This window comes from Bradyrhizobium guangdongense (assembly GCF_006483445.1).
Lineage (GTDB): Bacteria > Pseudomonadota > Alphaproteobacteria > Rhizobiales > Xanthobacteraceae > Bradyrhizobium > Bradyrhizobium guangdongense_A.
The window spans coordinates 70,267-87,948 of record NZ_PPPT01000071.1 but is presented as its reverse complement, the minus strand read 5'-3'; the positions used below and the strand labels follow the sequence as shown (position 1 = coordinate 87,948).

The following is a 17,682-nucleotide window of genomic DNA, read 5'->3' as shown; positions in this document are numbered from 1 at the left end:
CGCCCCGGAATGACGGAGTCACAGCGTCACGACGATCTTCCCGAGGTGCTTGTTGGCCTCCATGTGCTCAAACGCCTTGTCGATGTCGGCGAAGGCAAACACCTTGTCGATCGGCAGTTGCAGCTTGCGTTGTTCCACGGCCCCCCAAATGTCCGTCCTGACCCCGTCAAAGATCTCCCGGACCTCCTCGATGGTGCGGGTGCGGAAGGTGACGCCGATATAGTTGATGCGGCGGGCGGCATGGAGGTCGAAATTGAAGTCGGCATGGGTGCCGCCGAGCCGGCCGACATTGACGATGCGGCCCTTGACCTTGGTGGCCGCGAGGTTCTGGTTCGCGACCTTGCCCGAGACCTGGTCGACGATGAGGTCGACGCCTTCGCCGCCGGTGGCTTTGAGCACCTCCTCGACCCAGCCGGGATCGGAGGAGTCGATCGCGAGGTCGGCGCCAAATTCCTTGAGCCGGCCCCGGCGATAGGAGTCGGTCGAGGACCCCACCACCAGCTTTGCACCCTTCAGCTTCGCGATCTGCATCGCCATCAGGCCGACGCCGGAACTGGCGCCCTGGATCAAGACAGTCTGGCCCGGCTGCAGCGCACCCGCGGTGACGACCGCGTTGTGCATGGTCGCGAGCGCGACGGGCAGGGTGGCGGCCTCCTCGAAATTCATGTTCGAGGGCGCGTGAAACAGCCGGCCGTGATCGGCCAGCGTGTACTCGGCAAAGGCAGCACCACCCGAACCCATGATGCGGTCGCCGACCTTCACGCCCTTCGCATCGGGTCCGAGCTCGACGACTTCGCCGGCCCATTCCATGCCGAGCACGGTGCCGGCGCCGCCAGCCGCGCCGTGGGCGTGGCCCCTGCGCATGCCGGTGTCGGCGCGGTTTAGTCCGCAGGCACGCACGCGTACGAGAATCTGCGTGCCCTTTGGTTTTGGTTGAGCGACGTCGGAAATCGCAGCGCCGTTAGGGCCATAGACGTAGGCCTTCATGTGTCACCTCCAAGACTTGATGCGCTTGATTCAGCCGCTCTTGTACTTACTCCGCCGCCTGCGCCTTGGGTTGAGCGATCATGCCTTCGAGCCTCCCGCGGATGATGGCCTCCGCTTCGCGCACGATACGGGAGATGAGCTCGGCGCAGGTTGGGATGTCCTGGATCAGGCCCTGGACCTGACCGGCCGACCAGATGCCTTCGTCGGAATCGCCGGTCGCATAGACCATCTTGCCGCGGGCACCCGCGACGAGCTCGCGGATGTCCTCGAATTTTGCGCCTTCCTTCTCCATGGCGACGACCTTGGTGGAGATGGCGTTCTTGGCGACGCGCGAGGTGTTGCGCATGGTGCGGAAGATCAGCTCGGTCTCGCGCTCGTCATTGGCGACGATCTTCTCCTTGATGAGCTGATGGATCGGGCTCTCCTTGGTCGCCATGAAGCGGGTGCCCATGTTGATGCCCTCCGCGCCCAGGGCCAGCGCCGCCACCAGGCCGCGGGCATCGGCGAAGCCGCCCGAGGCGATCATGGGGATCTTGACCTTGTTAGCGGCGGCCGGAATCAGGATCAGGCCGGGCGTGTCGTCCTCGCCTGGATGGCCGGCGCACTCAAACCCGTCGATCGAGATGGCATCGGCGCCCATCCGCTCGGCCGAGAGGGCGTGGCGGACGCTGGTGCATTTGTGCACCACCTTGACGCCATGCTTCCTGAACTCGTCGACATGCTCCTGCGGCTTGTTGCCGGCGGTCTCGACCACCTTGATGCCGCTCTCGATGATGGCGGCGCGGTATTCGGCATAGGGCGGCGGCTTGATCGCGGGCAGGATCGTGAGGTTGACGCCAAAGGGCTTGTCGGTGAGGTCGCGGCAGCGCGCGATCTCCTTTGCGAGATCCTCCGGCGTCGGCTGCGTCAGCGCCGTGATGAAGCCGAGTGCACCAGCATTGGCAACGGCCGCAACCAGCTCGGCGCGCCCGACCCATTGCATGCCGCCCTGGACGATCGGGTGCTCGACGCCGACAAGCTCGGTGAAACGTGTCTTCAACATGGTCGCCCTCTGTTTCCTCTGGCCCGCTGGTTTTGGCGCGGACTTGTCCTGGCTGCATTGGCCGGAAGGATGCCGCCCGTTCCTGCAAAAGTCTATCGAGCCGGGGTGCGGCGAGGGCAGGGCGATCATGCGGGGGCGAGGGGCGTGATTCCGTGTGGCGGTAATTTCTGCGACGAAGCCCCGCTTGGACGGGGCTCCATCCCGCGGCTAAACGTTGATCGCTGTGGCGGCGGATGCCTGTTGTTCCAACAGGCCATGGAAGGAGTTGCAATGAGTGTTGGGCTGCTCGGATTGCTTGATGACATCGCTGCGATCGCAAAGATCGCCGCGGCATCGCTTGATGACGTGGCCGCTCAGGCCACCAAGGCAGGCGCGAAAGCTGCCGCCGTCGTCATCGACGACACCGCGGTCACGCCGCGATACGTCATTGGGTTTTCGGCCGACCGAGAATTGCCGATCGTCGCCAAGATCGCGGCCGGTTCGCTTCGCAACAAGCTCCTCTTTCTGCTCCCGGTCACCCTGGTCGTCAGCTATTTCTTCCCCCGCATGCTGACGCCCCTTCTCATGCTGGGAGGCGTCTATCTCTGCTACGAAGGCGCAGAGAAGGTTTTGGGGATCATCGCGCCCCACATGGCGCACGAGCATGAGGCGCAAGCCGATTCGGTTGCGACGAGTGCGCAGGCGCTCGAGGACGAGAAGGTCGCCGGCGCCATCAGGACGGACTTCATCCTCTCGGCGGAAATCATGGCGATTACGCTGGGCTCCGTTCCCGACGCGGGCATTTCGATGCAGGCGTTCGTGCTGGCGCTGGTGGGGATCGGCATCACCATCGCGGTCTATGGCGTGGTCGCGCTGATCGTGAAGGCCGACGACATCGGGGTCGCGCTTGCAAGGCATGATGGCAGCTCATGGATCGCTGCCGCGAGCCGCGCCTCGGGCCGGGCGCTCGTTCTCGGCATGCCGGCGTTCCTGACCTTTCTCGGCGCGGTCGGCACTGCGGCCATGATCTGGGTCGGCGGCAGCATTATCATCCACGGTCTCGAAGCATATGGTTTGCATGCCCTCGGTCATGCCGTCGCTTTCGCCGGCGAGGCCGCGGCTCACGCCCTGCCGTCCGTCGGCGGGGCAGTCAAATGGATCGTCGAAACCTTCCTGTCGGGGATCGTCGGGCTGCTGATCGGCGGGATATCGATCCCCATGGCTGGATGGATCTTCGTTCCTGCATGGAAGCGCTTGAAGGGAATCCTGCGCAGGTGAGCTGCTGGACAGGCTGCCCGTTGCGGAAGGTCCGCTTGTAGGTTAGCTTCTCTCCCGCGAAGGGCGTTCGCGCTTTTCGTTTCCGTCGCGCGACTGGCGAGCAAACGTGGAACTGACCACGGGGAAGCGCGAGGGATTTCAACGCCGATCGCCTGGGCACCCATCTGCTGAGAGAACAGCGAGTTGAGGAGCCCAAGCATGCCGTCGTTTCGCAACGAATTGTCCGTCAACGATTCCGAGATCGCCGCTGCGCTGGCGGGGGAAGAGCGCCGTCAGCAGGACGGCGTCGAGCTCATTCCGTCCGAGAACTACACCTATCCGGAGGTGCTCGAGCTGCTCGGATCTGTCTTCACCAACAAATATTCCGAAGGTTATCCGGGACGCCGCTACTATGGCGGCCAGCAGTTCACCGACGACATCGAGAACTTGGCGCGTCAGCGAGCCTGCTCGCTGTTTCGCGCCGAGCACGCTAACGTTCAGCCTCTCTCGGGATCGCCGATGAACCAGGCCGTCTACCTCGGTCTCTTACAGCCCGGCGACACCATTCTCGCCATGGACCTGTCGCACGGCGGTCATCTCACGCACGGCGCGCCGGTGTCGCACATGGGGCGACTGTTCAACTTCGTCCGTTACAAGACGGATACGTCGAAGGGTGGCGCGATCGATTTCGACCAGTTGCGCGCCACAGCGCGCGAAGCGCGTCCGAAGATGGTGCTGTGCGGCTACAGCTCCTATCCGCGCGACCTCGACTATGCGGCATTCAAGAGCATTGCCGACGAGGTCGGCGCGCTGACGATGGCCGATGTCAGCCATTATGCCGGACTGGTCGCCGCCGACGTCATGCGCAATCCGCTCGATGCCGGCTTCGACGTCATGACCACGACATCCCACAAGTCACTCCGCGGGCCCCGTGGCGGGATCATCCTGTGCAGGAAGGAACATGCCGGCCGGATCGATGCGTCCGTGTTTCCCGGCTTGCAGGGCGGACCTCACATGAACGTCGTGGCCGGCACGGCGGTGACGCTCAAGAAGGCGATGACCGCGGATTTCAAGGCGTACGCACGGCAGGTCTTGCGCAACGCGAAAGTCCTGGCCGAAACGCTGATGGAGCGCGGGATGAAGCTCGTCACGGATGGAACGGACAATCACATGATGGTCATCGACACGGCCGCCTCGGTCGGACTTGACGGACGCACCGCCGAGGACCTGCTCGATGCCATCGCCATCACCACGAACAAGCAGATCACCCCGGACGATCCGCGCCCGCCGCTCCGGCCGAGCGGTGTTCGCCTCGGGACACCCGCGGCGACCACGCGTGGCATGGGAGACGTGGAGATGCGCCGCATCGGCGAATTCATCGCCGCGGCGTTGCAGGCAAAGGGAGACGATGCGGTCACCGCGCGCCTTAGATCGGAATGCGTCGAGATGTGCCGGGCTTTTCCTGTTCCTGGTGTGGAGCCGAGCTGATCCCGCAGATATGCAGCACGGACGTCGGCGGCCGGCCCGAATTGCGCTGGCAGGCCGATGTCCGCGGTGGACCGCGCGACAGCTCGGGGTCAAGACTCCCCAGGCTTGCTGGCGTTGGTGGATGAGGTGATCGAATAGTCCCGTAGCCCGGATGCAGCGCAGCGCAATCCGGGGTAGCGCCGCGGAGCACGAATCCCGGATTGCGCTTCGCTCCATCCGGGCTGCCGCTCGCCGTCAGCGGTCCGCCTTTAATCGGTAATTCAACTCGATGCCTCGCGCTGCAGGCGCGCCGTTCGGCAGGTGCCAGCCTGAGAAGCTCGGCGTCGGATCAGGGTCAGAGGCGAGATCGAGAAGCCAAGTTTGTGCAGGCACGCCCGGCATCGTCAAAGTGACGGTGCGATGGCTCGTCTTGTACATCAGCGATGCCGTCGCGAGGATCGCCTGCCGCTCCCCGTCGTGTCCGCGCCAGCGGTTGGTCAAGTCTATGATCGCGGATCCCCGTCCTTCGCCCACCTCGATCTGCACGTCGGCTTTGTCGGGCGGCAGGGTCATGCCCTGTGGTAGCCGGAACTGCAGCTCGAGCGTCATGAAGCCATGGGTGAGGTAGGGCGAGCGGATGAGCTCGTACCAGACCGTCCACACGATGGCCCCGATGAGCAGCAGCAGGATGATGACATAGGGGCGCGAAATGCGCGCACGCGATGCCGTTGCGGCATCAGGCGACGCCATGCTGTCGCTGACGACGCCAAGCCGGACGAACAGCCACACGCCGGCGGCGAAGCCGATGACACCGCCGATCGGTCCGATATCGAAGAATGCGCCCATGGCGATGCCGCCATCGCGGTCCGGACCTGCAAGGGCCGCGATCGCGAAGGCGAGCCCAAGCCAGCCGGCCAGTGCGCCGAGGAGACCGGAGAGAAAGCCGAAGATGATGCGCATGAAGGCGAGGGGCGTAGCCAGGCGCAAGGCGACGCCCGCTGCGTCAGCCCGCTTTGAACCAAGGCTAGCAGCTAGCGGTCATCGGAACCAGCTTACCCTCGCAAATCACTTCCCAAGTATGTTCGAGCGCATCTTGTCGGCGAACCAGACCACGAAGATCGCGCCGAACGCGAGAGCGAAGTACAGGCCAGTCCACAAAAGAGCATTGCCGGCATTCGACATGGATTCCTCCCCTTGGATTGTGAGATACACGTTTCTTCTTTTGGGGAAGGATAGCTGTGGCTGCGAAGGCAAAATTGCGCTGGATCAATTTTGGTGCGGTGCCGCACGAAGATCGTCATTCCGGGGCGGAGCGTTAGCGACGAGCCCGGAATCCATAACCCCAGGAAGGAATCGTTGCGCGAGATGCCGGTTACGCATCACGCGCAACAACTTCGGCCAGTGGTTATGGATTCTCGCGACCTTCGTCGCGCCCCGGAATGACGGGGGTCTACAGCCGAAACTCGTTCGTCAACTCGCCGATCCCATCGATCGCAACGGTGACGGTGTTGACCGGCTCCTTCATCACGCCGACGCCGACCGAGGTGCCGACGGCGATCAGATCGCCAGGCAGCAATGTCATGTCGTGCGAGATCTTGCTGACCAGCTCCTCGGCGCTGAAGATCATGTCGGAAACGGGATAGTTCTGCCGCTCCGCGCCATTGAGGATGGTGCGCACCACGAGCTTTTGGGGATCGAGGCCCGTGGCGATGACGGGGCCGAACGGGCCGTAATCGTCGATGCCCTTGGCGCGGGCCCATTGCGGGAAGGTCGGGTCGCGGGTCAGGATGTCGTTGGCGGTGACGTCGTTGACGCAGGTGTAGCCGAAGATGAGGCGGCCGGCTTCGGATGGCGAGACGCGGGCACAGGTCTTGCCGATGACGATGCCGAGTTCGCCCTCATAGGTGGTCTTGCCGTGATAGGAGGACGGGCGGCGGATTACCGCGCCGGGTGCGGCGATGGTTGTCGTGGCCTTCAGCAGATACAGCGGCTCCGCTGGCTCGGGCTGGTTGAGCTTTGCCGCGAGCGCGTGAAAATTATTCCAGAGCGCGACGATCTTGCTGGGCGCGCTGGGTGCGAGCAGCTCGACCTCCGACAGGTCAAGCACCTTGCCGTTCGCAGCCGACGTGCCGAACATCTCGCCGTCATGCACGGCGATGCGGTCGGCCTCCAGCGTTCCGAACCCGGTCTTGCCGCCGTGGCGGAAGCGGAGCCATCTGGTCACGCTGCTGCCCGCCATCACGCGACCGCCCGCGCGAGGCCGCCCGAGACGGTCGCGCCGTCATAGAGGCCGGCGATGCGGGCGCGCTGCGCCACCAGCGCCAGCACCGAGTCGAGCGCCGGCGTGGCGATGCCGGTCAGTCGGCCCATCTCCTGCACCACGGTGACCAGCGGATCGATCTCCATGGGGCGGCCGCGCTCGAGATCCTGCAGCATCGAGGTCTTGTGCGCGCCGACCTTGCGAGCACCCTCGATGCGGCGCTCGACGTCGACGCGGAACTTGACGCCGAAGCTTTCGGCGATGTTTTGCGTCTCCAGCATGATCGCCCGCGACAGCGCGCGGGTGGCCGGATCGGTGCAGATCACGTCGAGCGTGGCATGCGACAGCGCGCTGATCGGGTTGAAGCAGACATTGCCCCAAAGCTTGAGCCAGATCTCGTCGCGGATGCGGTCGAGCACCGGCGCCTTCATGCCGGCATGGACGAAGAGGTCGGCGAGGCGCTGCACATCGGATGTGATCTCGCCCGAGGGCTCGCCGAGCGGGAAATTGTTGCCGTAGACGTGCCTGATGACGCCGGGCGCCTCGATCTCGGTCGCGGGATAGACGATGCAGCCGATGGCGCGCTCGGCGCCAAGCTCCCGCCACTGCCGGCCGCCGGGATCGATGCTCTCGAGCGTCGAATTCTCGTAAGCGCCGCCGTGCTTGTAGAAATACCAGTAGGGGATGCCGTTGATGGCGGTGATGATGCGGGTTTTGGGCCCGAGCAAAGGCTGCATCTTCTCGATCACGCCGGTGATCGAATGCGCCTTCAGCGTGATGATGACGTAGTCCTGCACGCCGAGCTCGGCGGCATTGTCTGTGCAGCGCGGCTGCACCGTGTGCTCCTCGTCGCCCATCAAGAGCGTCAGGCCGCGCTCCCGCATGGCGGCGAGATGGGCGCCGCGGGCGACCAGGCTGATATCCGCACCGGCGCGCGCCAGCTGCACACCGAGATATCCGCCGATCGCGCCGGCGCCGTAGATGCAGATCTTCATGGAAATTCCTCGCGGGGAGAGCACAAGCCAGAATTTGGGACGAAAGATCCGGTCCGGCTCGGATGGATCCGAGCCGGGGCCGGCAGTCGCAGGGGAGTTGGCTTTAGAAAGTTACGCCGCGTGCGGCGTATTCACGGAGGTCTCGTCGAAGGCGGCCGAGACGTCGCGCATGCTGATGACGCCGACGAGGCTGTAATCGTCGATGATCGGCAGATGGCGGATGTGATGGCGGTTCATCAAATGGCGGACATGCTCGAGCGTGTCGGTCGTCGAGCAGGAGACCAGCTGCTGCACCGAGACGAGCTGCGAGATCTTGACGTTGACGCCGCCAGCGCCGTGCTCGGCGATCGCGCGCACCACGTCGCGCTCGGTGAACATGCCGACCGCGGTATTGCCCTCGGAACGGACGACGTCCTTCACGACCAGCGCGCTGATGTTGTTGGCGCGCATCAGCTTGGCGGCGATCTCGACCGTCTCATTCATACGCACCGTTACAACGCGCGACGTCTTCTTGCTCAGAATGTCTCCGACCAGCATTGCAACCTCCCTGGATCAGTTGTGAGAGAAGTCTGGTATACATTATGCCAATTGTCAAACCCAAGATGCGGTTTGACCGAAGATTTAAACGGCAGCCCTGCTGACGTTCCTGTTCCCCGAATCGAGAAGGGGCGCCGTTGGGCGCCCCTTTCGATGATCCGCGAATACTTAGCTTACGCCACTTTCGGCTTGCCGGTGGCGGTTTCCGCCTCGGTTGCCTCGTGGCCGAGGATAAACGAGCGCCGCAGCGGCTTGATGACGAACAGGGCCATCAGGGCCGCCGTGGCGTTCAGCGCCACCGCCACCACGAACACGGCCTTCCAGCCATAGGCAGCCGAGATCACGCTCGCGAGCGGGACGAGCAGGGAGGCGGTTCCCTTCGCGGTGTAGAGCATGCCGTTGTTGGTGGTCGCGAATTTTGAACCAAAGGTGTCGCCGCAGGTCGCGGGAAACAGCGAGTAGATCTCGCCGAACACGCCGAAGTAAATCGCGGTCGCCAGCACGAAGACGATGGGAACGTGGCCGTAGGCCGACAGCGTCAGCAGCATCAGCGCGGCCGTGCCGAACGCGATGAACATGGTGTGCTCGCGGCCGATTGTGTCGGAGATGAAGCCGAAGAACGGGCGTCCAAAGCCGTCAAAAATGCGATCGAGCGAGATCGCAAAGGTCAGCGCCGCCATCTGGAAGCCGGCGAGCGTGACCGGCGTGTTGGCGATCTTGAAGTCGTGTGCGATCGGGGCGATCTGCGCCGCCGTCATCAGGCCGCCGGAGGCGACCATCACGAAAACCAGGTACATCACCCAGAAAATCGGGCTGCGCAGCACCTGCGGCGGCGTGAAGTCGATCTTGGTCTGCGGCAGATTGAGCTTCTTCTTCTTCGGCGGGATCGAGACCTGCGGCGGGCTGATGAAGAAGGCGAGCACGAAGACGATCACGCCCTGGCCGATGCCGAACTCGAAGAACGCGCTCTGATAGCCGCTCGATGCGATCATGCTCGCGATCGGTACGACGGTGAGGGCCGCGCCCGCACCGAAGCCGGCCGCGGTTGCGCCCGCAGCGAGGCCGCGGCGGTCGGGAAACCATTTCAGCGCATTGCCGACGCAGGTGCCGTACACGGCGCCGGCGCCCATGCCGCCGACAACAGCGGCCGCGTAGAGCAGGGTGAGCGTGTCGGCATAGGAGTTGAGGATCCAGGACAGTGCGATCATCACGCCGCCGAACATGATGACGATGCGCGGGCCGTATTTGTCGACGAACCACGCCTCGATCGGCACGAGCCAGGTCTCGGTGACGACGAAGATCGTGAAGGCGAGCTGGATCGCGGCCCGGCCCCAGTGATGGGCGGCGTCGATCGGATCGACGAACAGGGTCCATCCATATTGCAGGTTGGCGATCATCGCCATGCAGACGATGCCCATGGCGAGCTGGAGCCAACGGTAACCACTTCGCAAGGGCGCAGCCGTGACGGCGCCGTCCGTATCGGTCAACATCAATGTCCTCCCAACGCGCGTGCCGATTGCGACCTGGTGTCGCAAGGTTGTGGCGGATTGTCGCAAGCGCGTCGGGCAATCTGGTATACGATATTCCAGAATGCAAGCCCTATCTTGGGCTGAATAGCAACAAATCGACGGGTTCCGCAGCTTCGTGAAAGCAGAAGCTGCGCAAACGAAAACGCCCGGCCACGAGGGCCGGGCGCGATTTTCGTCAGGAATCTTGGGGCCGTCAGAGCGTGGACTTGGCGACCACGACCTTGCGCCAGGGCTTCAGCACCGCAATCGCCAGCAGCGAGGCCAGGATGTTGGCGCCGGCCGCGATGATGAACACGCTGTCCCAGGTGCCCGACGACTGCTGCATGTAGTTGGCGATCGGAACCAGGAGCGCTGCGGTGCCCTTTGCGGTGTAGAGCAGGCCCGCATTGGTTGTCGCGAACTTGGCGCCGAACGTGTCGGTGCAGGTCGAGGGGAACAGCGAGTAGATCTCGCCCCAGGCGAAGAACACGAAGCCCGAGAGCAGCACGAACCACACGGGATCGTGGCCCCAGAGGTAGAGCATCCAGATGCCAAAACCTTCCATGCCGAAGGCGATGAACATGGTGTTCTCGCGGCCGATCATGTCGGAGATCCAGCCGAAGAACGGACGCGTCAGGCCGTTGAGCACGCGGTCGATCGTGGCTGCGAAGGTGACCGCGGTCATGGTCATGCCGATCAGGGTGACTGGGATCGCGTCAACCTTCCAGTCGACTGCGATCGGCTTCAGGTTCGCCGTCACCATCAACCCGCCGGCGCCAACGATCACGAACATGAAGTACATCAGCCAGAAGATCGGCTGGCGCAGAACCTCGGTCGGCTGATAGTTGCGGCGGGTCTGTTGCAGCGCCGCGTTCTGAGCCACGGCCGGCACCTGTCCGGCCTTCGGCGCGAACAGGAAGAAGGCGAGGATGCAGATGATGATGCCTTGTCCCAGACCGAAATAGAGGAAGGTGGTCTGGAAGCCCGAGTCCTTGATCATCGCCTGGATCGGCGCAACCGTGAGTGCGGAGCCTGCACCAAAGCCGGCTGCGGTGATGCCGGCGGCGAGACCGCGCTTGTCCGGGAACCATTTCAACGCGTTGCCGACGCAGGTGCCGTAGACGCCACCGGCGCCGATGCCCGCGATGATCATGCCGAGATAATAGCCGTTGAGCGTGGTGGCTTGCGCGTTGATGGCCCAGCCGAGGGCGCAGAGCACGCCGCCGACCAGCACGACGATGCGCGGGCCGTATTTGTCGACGAACCAGCCCTCGACAGGCACGAGCCAGGTCTCGAACAAGACGAACAGAGTAAAGGCCCACTGGATCGACGCCCGATCCCAGCCGAACTTCTTTTGAATATCGGGGACGAAGAACGTCCAGCCGTATTGATAGTTGGCGATCATCACCATCGCCGCCACGCCCACCGCCAACTGCGTCCAGCGATAGGCATCGCTCACGCGCGCGGCAGCGGGGGCCGCTGTTGCCTGCACCATATCCGTCATGAATCCTCCAACGCGCCTCTGATTGTTCTCGAGCGCTGCGTCGGCATTCTTGTATTCATTATGCCAAGGTTCAAGCGCCCACCCGACCGTTGTGCGCTTTTGCCGCAGGACCTCGTGGACCCCGGGCATGAGTCGGGTGGCACAAATACAAATGGCCCCGACGAGCGGGGCCATTCATCAATAGTAGCAATTTGCGAGTTTTACCAACCGGCGCGCCCGTTTCGGCCGCGCGGAGAAGCCTTCCTTACAGACCGAAGCGGGGCAGGTCGCCGTTGCGGTTCGAGATCCGGGCGCTCGCCATCAGCAGGCGGTCGATCGAGGCGAGCAGGCGGGCGAACATGGAGCTGGAGGGCGCGAGCGCGACGGAAGCAGTCTTGGACATCGGTCTTTCCTTTCTTGCGGGGATTGGCCGGTGCCGCCCCCGTCTTCGAAAGCCAATGTACGTATACCAGATACCAAACACCACTGGATTGTTTGCATGGCAGCAATTATCGCATTGCATTGCAGCATAATATTCCCTTAACGCGGCCGCTTCGGTCATAACGTGCCAAAACCGGGCGGTTTCGGCGACTTTTGGCCGATCAGCCCCGAAATATCCGTCGCCCGCGCTTCGTCGCGCGGAGCCGTTGACTCAAGTCAACGTGGCTGGGGCGATCCGGGTTGATTGCCCCGGAACCAATCTTCAGGGGAGGTCGACCATGCGGCGGTTCTGCGTCCTGGCAATCACTGCACTGCTCGGCCTGGTCCCCGTCTCGGTGCGCGCGGCCGAATGCAGGGTCACCGGCCACCCCTCCGCTTTCGGCGTCGACATGGTGGCGTTCTTCGCCGTCAAGTCCGGCGAGACCTGCAATTTCCCGATCCGAATTCCAGGCATGATGACGAGCTCCGGCATTTCGCAGAAGCCCGAGCGGGGAACCCTGAGGCAGGTCAACGTCACGACCTTCACCTATACCGCGCCCCGCGGCTACAAGGGCAGCGATACGTTTGCCATCTATGGTTCGGGAGAGGGACCGTATGGCAAGGGGCGCTCGGTCATCACCGTGAACGCAACGATCCAGTAGGCGTGACCGGCGAGGCGGCACCGCCGCACTGCAACCCGCAAATGAGGTGACGAGATGCGCATGCTCTATTGGGTGCTCATCGCGGCCGCAGCGACGTTGGCGGTCGCGCCCGCCTCGGCTCAACGCTACGACCCGCGCTATCCCGTGTGCCTCCAGTCGTGGCACCGGCGGGGCATGACCATCATCGACTGCAGCTATGCTTCGATCGACCAGTGCCGGATGACGGCTTCAGGACTTTCGGCGATGTGCATTGAGAATCCGTACTGGCAGGGATCATCGGCCAGGAACGCCAGACGACCGCAAGGCGGCCTCTACTAGAATTGGTCCGGTATCGAGACTTCACAGCGAGAAGCGTTTCCCCACCGCCGACGGAACGACCCGATCCCCGAACCGCGTGCTCAGCGCACCCAACGCCCGCCATCCGGTGCAATGCGCAGCCGCGATCACGCCGAGATCGAACCGGTCGAGGGCTTCGACGGTGTCGGGAATGATGGCTTCGGTCGCGCCCGAAAGATGGAAGCCGCCCAGCACGCCGTAAATCGGAATGCCGGGGAAGCGGTTGCCGGCATGCGTGAGCACGTTGATCAGGCCGGCATGCGAGCAGGCGGTGAAGACGAACAGGCCCTTGTTGGCGATGTGCACGGCGACGAAGCGCTCGTCCATCAGGAGCTCGTCCAGCTCCCACTCGCCGTCATCATTGAGCCGGTGCTGGCCGGGCATGCCGCGCTCGAACGGCGTGACGCGCGGAATTTCGCCGCTGATGTAGAACGATCCCGACAACACCGACTGCTCTTCGTTCGTGACGACCAGCTCGGCGCCGTTGCCCGCGAGAACCCGCGCGCTCGGGACATCCTCCATCGGCGCCAGCCGGCCGTCAGGGCCCAAAACGGCGCGTGACGCAAACATGCCGGGATGCATGTAGGTCGGCACGGACCTCCCGCCGTTGGCGAGCGTGATCATCTGCAGCGCCCGCGGCATGGCGCCGGCATGGTCCCAGTGCCCGTGCGAGAGCATCATCGCCTCGATCTTGCCGAGGTCGAGCCCGAGCCTGATGGCGTTGCGCTCGAACACCCACTCGTCGGGCCCGGTGTCGAACAGCAGCGTGTGCGACCTGGGGCCGGTTCGGGCCGTGATCACACAGGATAGGCCATGGGCGGCGCAGCAGAGGCATTTTCCGCTCAGCCATTTCATTCCGCGCCGCCGCGCGCCCGCAAACTCGGTCTCCACGAATTTCGGGGTCGATGACAGGCTGTCGGTGACGTTGTCGACGACAACGGTGATCTCGAGGCTGTCGACCGGCTCGATCATGTCCATCCCTCAAAGGCCATTGCTCGCCGCACGGCGGGAGCCCAAGCCGAACTATGTCCCGCGATCGGGGGAGCGGCAACTCCGCGATTTCGGGTCTTGACGGGAGCCCGCCCTGCATCATCAAGGAAAGGCCGCCGAAACCGGCGGCCTTTCATATTGAGGCGGCTCGTCTTGGCGACGCGCTCTACTGGTTGATCTCCGGCTCGACGAGCCGCGCCAGGTTTCGCAGCGATTCCTGCCAGCCGAGATAGCAGGCCTCCGGCGGAATGACGTCGGGGATGCCGGCCTGCGTGATATCGACTTCGGTGCCGACAGAGACCTTCTTCAGCACGACGGTGACCTGGATTTCGCCAGATAGGTTCGGGTCGTCGAACTTGTCGGTGTAGCGCAGACGTTCGCCGGGCACGAGCTCCAGATATTCGCCGCCGAACGCATGGCTGTTGCCGGTCGTGAAATTCCGGAACGACATCTTGAACGTGCCGCCGACTTTCGGCTCCAGATGATGCACGGTGCACGTAAACCCGTTCGGGGGAAGCCATTTTGTAAGCGCATCCGCCTCGAGGAAGGCGCGATAGATTTTTTCCGGGCTGGTCGTGAGAACGCGGTGCAGGCGTACGGTGCTGGGCATGATCGGTATCCTCATGGACTGATGGGCCAGACGTCGAGGTCTATTGCCCGTTCATGGCCCAAGGACGAAGCAGATGTGGCTGGGCCGACACGGCACCGCAGATTTTGGCGCGGCTTCGGCTACGGTGCTCTCCAGGGGACCAGCCGCGGAACCCAGCGGCGGACGTTCGCGCGATAGGCCGCGTACTCTGAACCAAACGTGTCACGCAAAGTCGGCTCTTCATAGGCAACGACGAAGAGGTGGAAGGCGAGCCAGAGCACGACGCCGAATAGAACGAGGCGCCAATCGCCAAACAGTATGGCCTGACCAAGGATGATTGCGACGACGGCGAGGTAGATCGGATTGCGCACATGCCGGTAGAGACCCGTAACCACCAGGTTCCTCGTCGGCGCAACGGGCGCGGGTGTCCCGAGCCCTTGAAGCGCAAATCTTGCAAAGGAGTCCACGAGTCCCGGCAAACCGACCAGGATGAGCAGGACGCCGACTGAGCGCGCGCCCTCGAGTCCGAAGAAAGCAGGCCTGAACTCCCAGCGAGTCATCGACCACGGGATCAGCCCTGCGAGCACACATGGTGCAACCAGGAAGAACAGTGCAGAGCCCAAGACAGAGCCCAAGACGGCACTCATCCTTTGCATGGTCACCCCCTGAGGCCTTCGCTGGCGCGGGGCCTCTCGCAGCCTTCGCCCGATCAGACGGGCATCGCTGCGATTCAACGAGGCCGCCGAAGCGACGGCCCTTGCATTTGTCTTCCGACTTGCTCACCGCGTCCAGTCTTCACCGGCGCACAGCGCTCCCACGCGGCCCCGGAGCCGGTCTTTCCGCAGGCAGGCGAAATCTGATCGCAGGACGTGCGCGCATGTCGAGGTGATAGAGACGGGGAAACTCTGCGGTGATCTAGCGCCGATCTGGCGCCGCGGCGGGCGTTCGGATATGATCTGGTCCGGGCTGGAGGGCATTAAAATGGCAGGTATCCGATCCGGGCTGGTCATCGTGGCAGCGTTGCTGCTGTCGAATTCCGTCGCGGTCGCGCAGCAAGCGGGGCCGCCTTGCAAGGGTGACATCAAGACGCTGTGTGCGGGCGTTCAGCCCGGCGAGGGCCGGATCAAGGCCTGCATCAAGTCTCACCTGAAAGACGTGTCGGAAGCGTGTCAGGATCGCCTTCTCACGGTGGCTGTGAGCGGAAAGATCTGCAAACCCGATGTCGCGAAACTGTGTGCGGGTATTACGCCCGGCACCGGCGGCATCAGGGAGTGCATCAAATCGCACCTCGCGGATCTGAGCGAGCCTTGCCGCGATGCGATGTCCCAGGCCGCGGCGGGCAAGAAGCTGCTCGGCGGCGGGGACCTCTAGCCCGGCAGGCGCGACGCCGGCCAACAGTCGCGCAGCGGTTGAGACCGGGCGTCAACTGGCCACAGACACACCGGGGCCGCGGGATAGACGGAGAGCAATCACTTCCGGATCATCGGCTTCGCCGCGACCGGCGCCTGCGCCATCGGCGAGATCACGAAGGTCAGCCAGGTGTTCCAGCCTTCGGGTCGGTTCTGAGCGGCGAACTCCTTGTAGCCCTTCAAGCTGAGCACCCCCTGCATCGTGCCCACGGGGAACAGAAAGCCGATCTGGGGGCCGATCCCGGCCACCTGGGACTCGAAGCATCCGACGCGATTGCCTGAGCCGCTATCGCAACCGACCTGCTTGTAGACGTAGCCTGCGAGGCCAACGAGCACCTGCTTGCTCACGAACTGCGATGCGGCCCAGTCGAGATGAAGATCGATGCCGCTCTGGTATTGCGTGTCGGGATTCGTGAAATTGTAGGTCATCCCGAGCACGGCAGAAAACTCGTGGCCGGTCTGTGGATTGAAGTAAGTGTAGCCGCCGCCCGCGTCGATCGCGCCATGGCCGATGCCGATATTGGCGAGCCGCGTCGAATTGTACGAGCCGACCGGAATGTCGCCGGTGACGTAAGCCATGTAATTGTGGACGCCTGCATTCCAGCGCAGCGCGAATTGCGGCACCAGGTCGCCGAAGCCGACATCGTTGCTGTTGATGGCGTCAGTGCGGAAGAACGGGACGGGACCGAACGGCGGCACGTTCAAGCTTCCCGTGAGCGTCCCCGCCAACGACGTCGAGTTGGCGCCATAGATGCCGGTGACGTTGACGGCCGCCTGACCGCCGAGCACGGGTGTTGCGAACACATAGCTCGTCGTGGCGAGACCGAGATCGACATTGGCCTTGATGTTCGCATTGACGGTCGCAGTCAGATTGGCGGGGAAATTGCCGATCGTGATCTCGCGGGACCGCGCGACGTCGCCGCCGGCCGAGACCGAGGTGTGATAGTAGGTGATCGCTTGCGACCAGCCGGGCTGCTGTGGCGTCGCAGCCAAGCTGCCGAACGTGCCCGGCAGCCAGAAGCTGATACCGTTTTCGTCGGCGCGTGCGGACGATGCCATTGAAGCAATCGCGAGCGCTACAATCGCTGCCATTGTCTTTGCTGACGTCATGACGTGCCCTCCCGCGCAAATTATGTGGACGCTAGTTGCGTCCCATCGGCGATCCCTTGATCTGGCTCAACGTTCTCCTGCATCGCATCTGACGATACTCCGCATTCTTGGAACCGTGTCATTTTTGTTTCACCAGCTCTCGTTTCGAGGGAGCGCGATTGCAGCAAAGGATCGATCTTCATGAAGCGTCTTTCGCTCATCGTCTGCGGCGTCGCAGCGCTACTCACCGGCTCCGCATCGGCGCAGTCCGTCAGCCTGACCGGCACCTACAAGTGCATCCAGATGTGTCGGGGCGACATGCTGGCCTACGTGACCCAAAACGGTCCCGAACTCAATCTGGTAACCGAGGCGGGGATCCCTTCGCGTGCGTGGCCCGATTGGTTTTCTCCAGCCAACCGGATCTGGATCGATGCCTTCAACATGAGTGCCGTTTACACGCCGGACGGAATGACCATCCAGTTCGACAACGGAACCCTCTGGGAACGTTACGTCCCGCCGCCTCCGCCGGTACGTCGCGTGAGGTAGGAGAATCCACTCTTCGTGTCTGATCGGTTCGGGCCGCGTCTCCTCAACGATCGCCGTTGCCGAGGAGTCGAAAGCTTCGGCGCGGTGTCATCGCACCAAACTGCGACGCGCGAATAGCGTCCTGCC

General features: G+C 63.6%; 19 protein-coding genes and 1 riboswitch. Of the genes, 6 read left to right on the top strand and 13 right to left on the bottom strand.

Translation table 11 applies throughout. The features are described from left to right. Nucleotides 1-18: 18 nt before the first annotated feature. Both C2U70_RS10625 and C2U70_RS10620 read right to left on the bottom strand, forming a co-directional pair. A complete protein-coding gene (locus C2U70_RS10625; RefSeq protein WP_140977953.1) occupies nt 19-987 on the bottom strand; it encodes a zinc-binding dehydrogenase in 969 nt (322 codons plus the stop codon). 46 nt (nt 988-1,033) lie between these two features. After that, nucleotides 1,034-2,029 (bottom strand): NAD(P)H-dependent flavin oxidoreductase, encoded by a 996-nt coding sequence (locus C2U70_RS10620; protein WP_140977952.1) that lies wholly within the window; start codon nt 2,027-2,029, stop codon nt 1,034-1,036. Between the two features lie 270 nt (nt 2,030-2,299). On the opposite strand from C2U70_RS10620, the gene C2U70_RS10615 reads away from it, so the two are divergent. Next, nucleotides 2,300-3,286 (top strand): DUF808 domain-containing protein, encoded by a 987-nt coding sequence (locus C2U70_RS10615; protein ID WP_140977958.1) that lies wholly within the window; start codon nt 2,300-2,302, stop codon nt 3,284-3,286. A gap of 79 nt (nt 3,287-3,365) precedes the next feature. After that, a riboswitch (ZMP/ZTP riboswitch) is annotated at nt 3,366-3,451 on the top strand. Between the two features lie 33 nt (nt 3,452-3,484). Further along, the gene (glyA, locus tag C2U70_RS10610; protein WP_140977951.1) at nt 3,485-4,753 is read left to right on the top strand and encodes a serine hydroxymethyltransferase; all 1,269 of its coding nucleotides are present in this window, start codon (nt 3,485-3,487) and stop codon (nt 4,751-4,753) included. A 234-nt stretch (nt 4,754-4,987) separates the two neighbouring features. Here the strand turns inward: glyA and C2U70_RS10605 are convergent, their stop codons facing one another. The 7 genes from C2U70_RS10605 to C2U70_RS32945 form a co-directional block, all read right to left on the bottom strand. Then, a complete protein-coding gene (locus C2U70_RS10605) occupies nt 4,988-5,719 on the bottom strand; it encodes a hypothetical protein (RefSeq protein WP_246666726.1) in 732 nt (243 codons plus the stop codon). Between the two features lie 463 nt (nt 5,720-6,182). Further along, a complete protein-coding gene (locus tag C2U70_RS10600) occupies nt 6,183-6,971 on the bottom strand; it encodes a fumarylacetoacetate hydrolase family protein (RefSeq protein WP_140977950.1) in 789 nt (262 codons plus the stop codon). After that, complete coding sequence (locus C2U70_RS10595) at nt 6,971-7,987, bottom strand: 2-dehydropantoate 2-reductase (protein WP_140977949.1); 1,017 nt, start codon at nt 7,985-7,987, stop codon at nt 6,971-6,973. Before C2U70_RS10595 ends, C2U70_RS10600 begins: the two co-directional genes overlap by 1 nt. A gap of 111 nt (nt 7,988-8,098) precedes the next feature. Then, nucleotides 8,099-8,524, bottom strand: a complete 426-nt coding sequence (locus C2U70_RS10590) for a CBS domain-containing protein (protein ID WP_140977948.1) — start codon at nt 8,522-8,524, stop codon at nt 8,099-8,101. 173 nt (nt 8,525-8,697) lie between these two features. Then, nucleotides 8,698-10,014, bottom strand: a complete 1,317-nt coding sequence (oxlT, locus tag C2U70_RS10585; RefSeq protein WP_140977947.1) for an oxalate/formate MFS antiporter — start codon at nt 10,012-10,014, stop codon at nt 8,698-8,700. A 232-nt stretch (nt 10,015-10,246) separates the two neighbouring features. Beyond that, a complete protein-coding gene (gene oxlT, locus C2U70_RS10580) occupies nt 10,247-11,536 on the bottom strand; it encodes an oxalate/formate MFS antiporter (RefSeq protein ID WP_140977946.1) in 1,290 nt (429 codons plus the stop codon). A gap of 244 nt (nt 11,537-11,780) precedes the next feature. After that, on the bottom strand, nt 11,781-11,918 hold the full coding sequence (locus C2U70_RS32945) for a hypothetical protein (protein WP_186294172.1): 138 nt from the start codon (nt 11,916-11,918) through the stop codon (nt 11,781-11,783). Between the two features lie 316 nt (nt 11,919-12,234). Between C2U70_RS32945 and C2U70_RS10575 the strand changes: the two genes are divergently transcribed. After that, nucleotides 12,235-12,597 (top strand): hypothetical protein, encoded by a 363-nt coding sequence (locus C2U70_RS10575; RefSeq protein WP_246666725.1) that lies wholly within the window; start codon nt 12,235-12,237, stop codon nt 12,595-12,597. Between the two features lie 54 nt (nt 12,598-12,651). Further along, nucleotides 12,652-12,915, top strand: a complete 264-nt coding sequence (locus C2U70_RS10570) for a DUF3551 domain-containing protein (RefSeq protein ID WP_140977945.1) — start codon at nt 12,652-12,654, stop codon at nt 12,913-12,915. A 21-nt stretch (nt 12,916-12,936) separates the two neighbouring features. On the opposite strand, the gene C2U70_RS10565 is transcribed toward C2U70_RS10570, so the two are convergent. The 3 genes from C2U70_RS10565 to C2U70_RS10555 form a co-directional block, all read right to left on the bottom strand. Beyond that, nucleotides 12,937-13,905 carry an MBL fold metallo-hydrolase gene (locus C2U70_RS10565; RefSeq protein WP_246666724.1) on the bottom strand — a complete coding sequence of 323 codons (969 nt, stop codon included), beginning with the start codon at nt 13,903-13,905 and terminating at the stop codon, nt 12,937-12,939. A 184-nt stretch (nt 13,906-14,089) separates the two neighbouring features. Continuing rightward, entirely contained in the window at nt 14,090-14,533 is a 444-nt protein-coding gene (locus C2U70_RS10560; RefSeq protein ID WP_140977944.1) for an SRPBCC family protein, read from the bottom strand. Nucleotides 14,534-14,652: 119 nt separating this feature from the next. Next, on the bottom strand, nt 14,653-15,168 hold the full coding sequence (locus C2U70_RS10555) for a methyltransferase family protein (RefSeq protein ID WP_140977943.1): 516 nt from the start codon (nt 15,166-15,168) through the stop codon (nt 14,653-14,655). A gap of 325 nt (nt 15,169-15,493) precedes the next feature. Here C2U70_RS10555 and C2U70_RS10550 point away from each other — a divergent pair, with 325 nt between their 5' ends. Then, nucleotides 15,494-15,883, top strand: a complete 390-nt coding sequence (locus tag C2U70_RS10550) for a cysteine rich repeat-containing protein (protein ID WP_140977942.1) — start codon at nt 15,494-15,496, stop codon at nt 15,881-15,883. A gap of 98 nt (nt 15,884-15,981) precedes the next feature. Here the strand turns inward: C2U70_RS10550 and C2U70_RS10545 are convergent, their stop codons facing one another. Further along, nucleotides 15,982-16,980, bottom strand: coding sequence for a SphA family protein (locus tag C2U70_RS10545; RefSeq protein ID WP_349629568.1), 999 nt, complete (start codon nt 16,978-16,980; stop codon nt 15,982-15,984). A gap of 231 nt (nt 16,981-17,211) precedes the next feature. Between C2U70_RS10545 and C2U70_RS10540 the strand changes: the two genes are divergently transcribed. After that, the gene (locus C2U70_RS10540) at nt 17,212-17,556 is read left to right on the top strand and encodes a hypothetical protein (RefSeq protein ID WP_140977940.1); all 345 of its coding nucleotides are present in this window, start codon (nt 17,212-17,214) and stop codon (nt 17,554-17,556) included. Nucleotides 17,557-17,682: the final 126 nt, after the last annotated feature.

Bases quoted from the DNA above. Each gene is read 5' to 3' on its own strand.
- C2U70_RS10560 (WP_140977944.1), bottom strand. From the start codon at position 14,533: ATGCCCAGCACCGTACGCCTGCACCGCGTTCTCACGACCAGCCCGGAA.
- C2U70_RS10565 (WP_246666724.1), bottom strand. From the start codon at position 13,905: ATGATCGAGCCGGTCGACAGCCTCGAGATCACCGTTGTCGTCGACAAC.
- C2U70_RS10550 (WP_140977942.1), top strand. From the start codon at position 15,494: ATGGCAGGTATCCGATCCGGGCTGGTCATCGTGGCAGCGTTGCTGCTG.
- C2U70_RS10625 (WP_140977953.1), bottom strand. From the start codon at position 987: ATGAAGGCCTACGTCTATGGCCCTAACGGCGCTGCGATTTCCGACGTC.
- C2U70_RS10590 (WP_140977948.1), bottom strand. From the start codon at position 8,524: ATGCTGGTCGGAGACATTCTGAGCAAGAAGACGTCGCGCGTTGTAACG.
- C2U70_RS10575 (WP_246666725.1), top strand. From the start codon at position 12,235: ATGCGGCGGTTCTGCGTCCTGGCAATCACTGCACTGCTCGGCCTGGTC.
- C2U70_RS10600 (WP_140977950.1), bottom strand. From the start codon at position 6,971: ATGGCGGGCAGCAGCGTGACCAGATGGCTCCGCTTCCGCCACGGCGGC.
- C2U70_RS10595 (WP_140977949.1), bottom strand. From the start codon at position 7,987: ATGAAGATCTGCATCTACGGCGCCGGCGCGATCGGCGGATATCTCGGT.
- C2U70_RS10620 (WP_140977952.1), bottom strand. From the start codon at position 2,029: ATGTTGAAGACACGTTTCACCGAGCTTGTCGGCGTCGAGCACCCGATC.
- C2U70_RS10570 (WP_140977945.1), top strand. From the start codon at position 12,652: ATGCGCATGCTCTATTGGGTGCTCATCGCGGCCGCAGCGACGTTGGCG.
- C2U70_RS10615 (WP_140977958.1), top strand. From the start codon at position 2,300: ATGAGTGTTGGGCTGCTCGGATTGCTTGATGACATCGCTGCGATCGCA.
- C2U70_RS10545 (WP_349629568.1), bottom strand. From the start codon at position 16,980: ATGGCATCGTCCGCACGCGCCGACGAAAACGGTATCAGCTTCTGGCTG.
- oxlT (WP_140977947.1), bottom strand. From the start codon at position 10,014: ATGTTGACCGATACGGACGGCGCCGTCACGGCTGCGCCCTTGCGAAGT.
- C2U70_RS10540 (WP_140977940.1), top strand. From the start codon at position 17,212: ATGAAGCGTCTTTCGCTCATCGTCTGCGGCGTCGCAGCGCTACTCACC.
- C2U70_RS32945 (WP_186294172.1), bottom strand. From the start codon at position 11,918: ATGTCCAAGACTGCTTCCGTCGCGCTCGCGCCCTCCAGCTCCATGTTC.
- C2U70_RS10555 (WP_140977943.1), bottom strand. From the start codon at position 15,168: ATGCAAAGGATGAGTGCCGTCTTGGGCTCTGTCTTGGGCTCTGCACTG.
- oxlT (WP_140977946.1), bottom strand. From the start codon at position 11,536: ATGACGGATATGGTGCAGGCAACAGCGGCCCCCGCTGCCGCGCGCGTG.
- glyA (WP_140977951.1), top strand. From the start codon at position 3,485: ATGCCGTCGTTTCGCAACGAATTGTCCGTCAACGATTCCGAGATCGCC.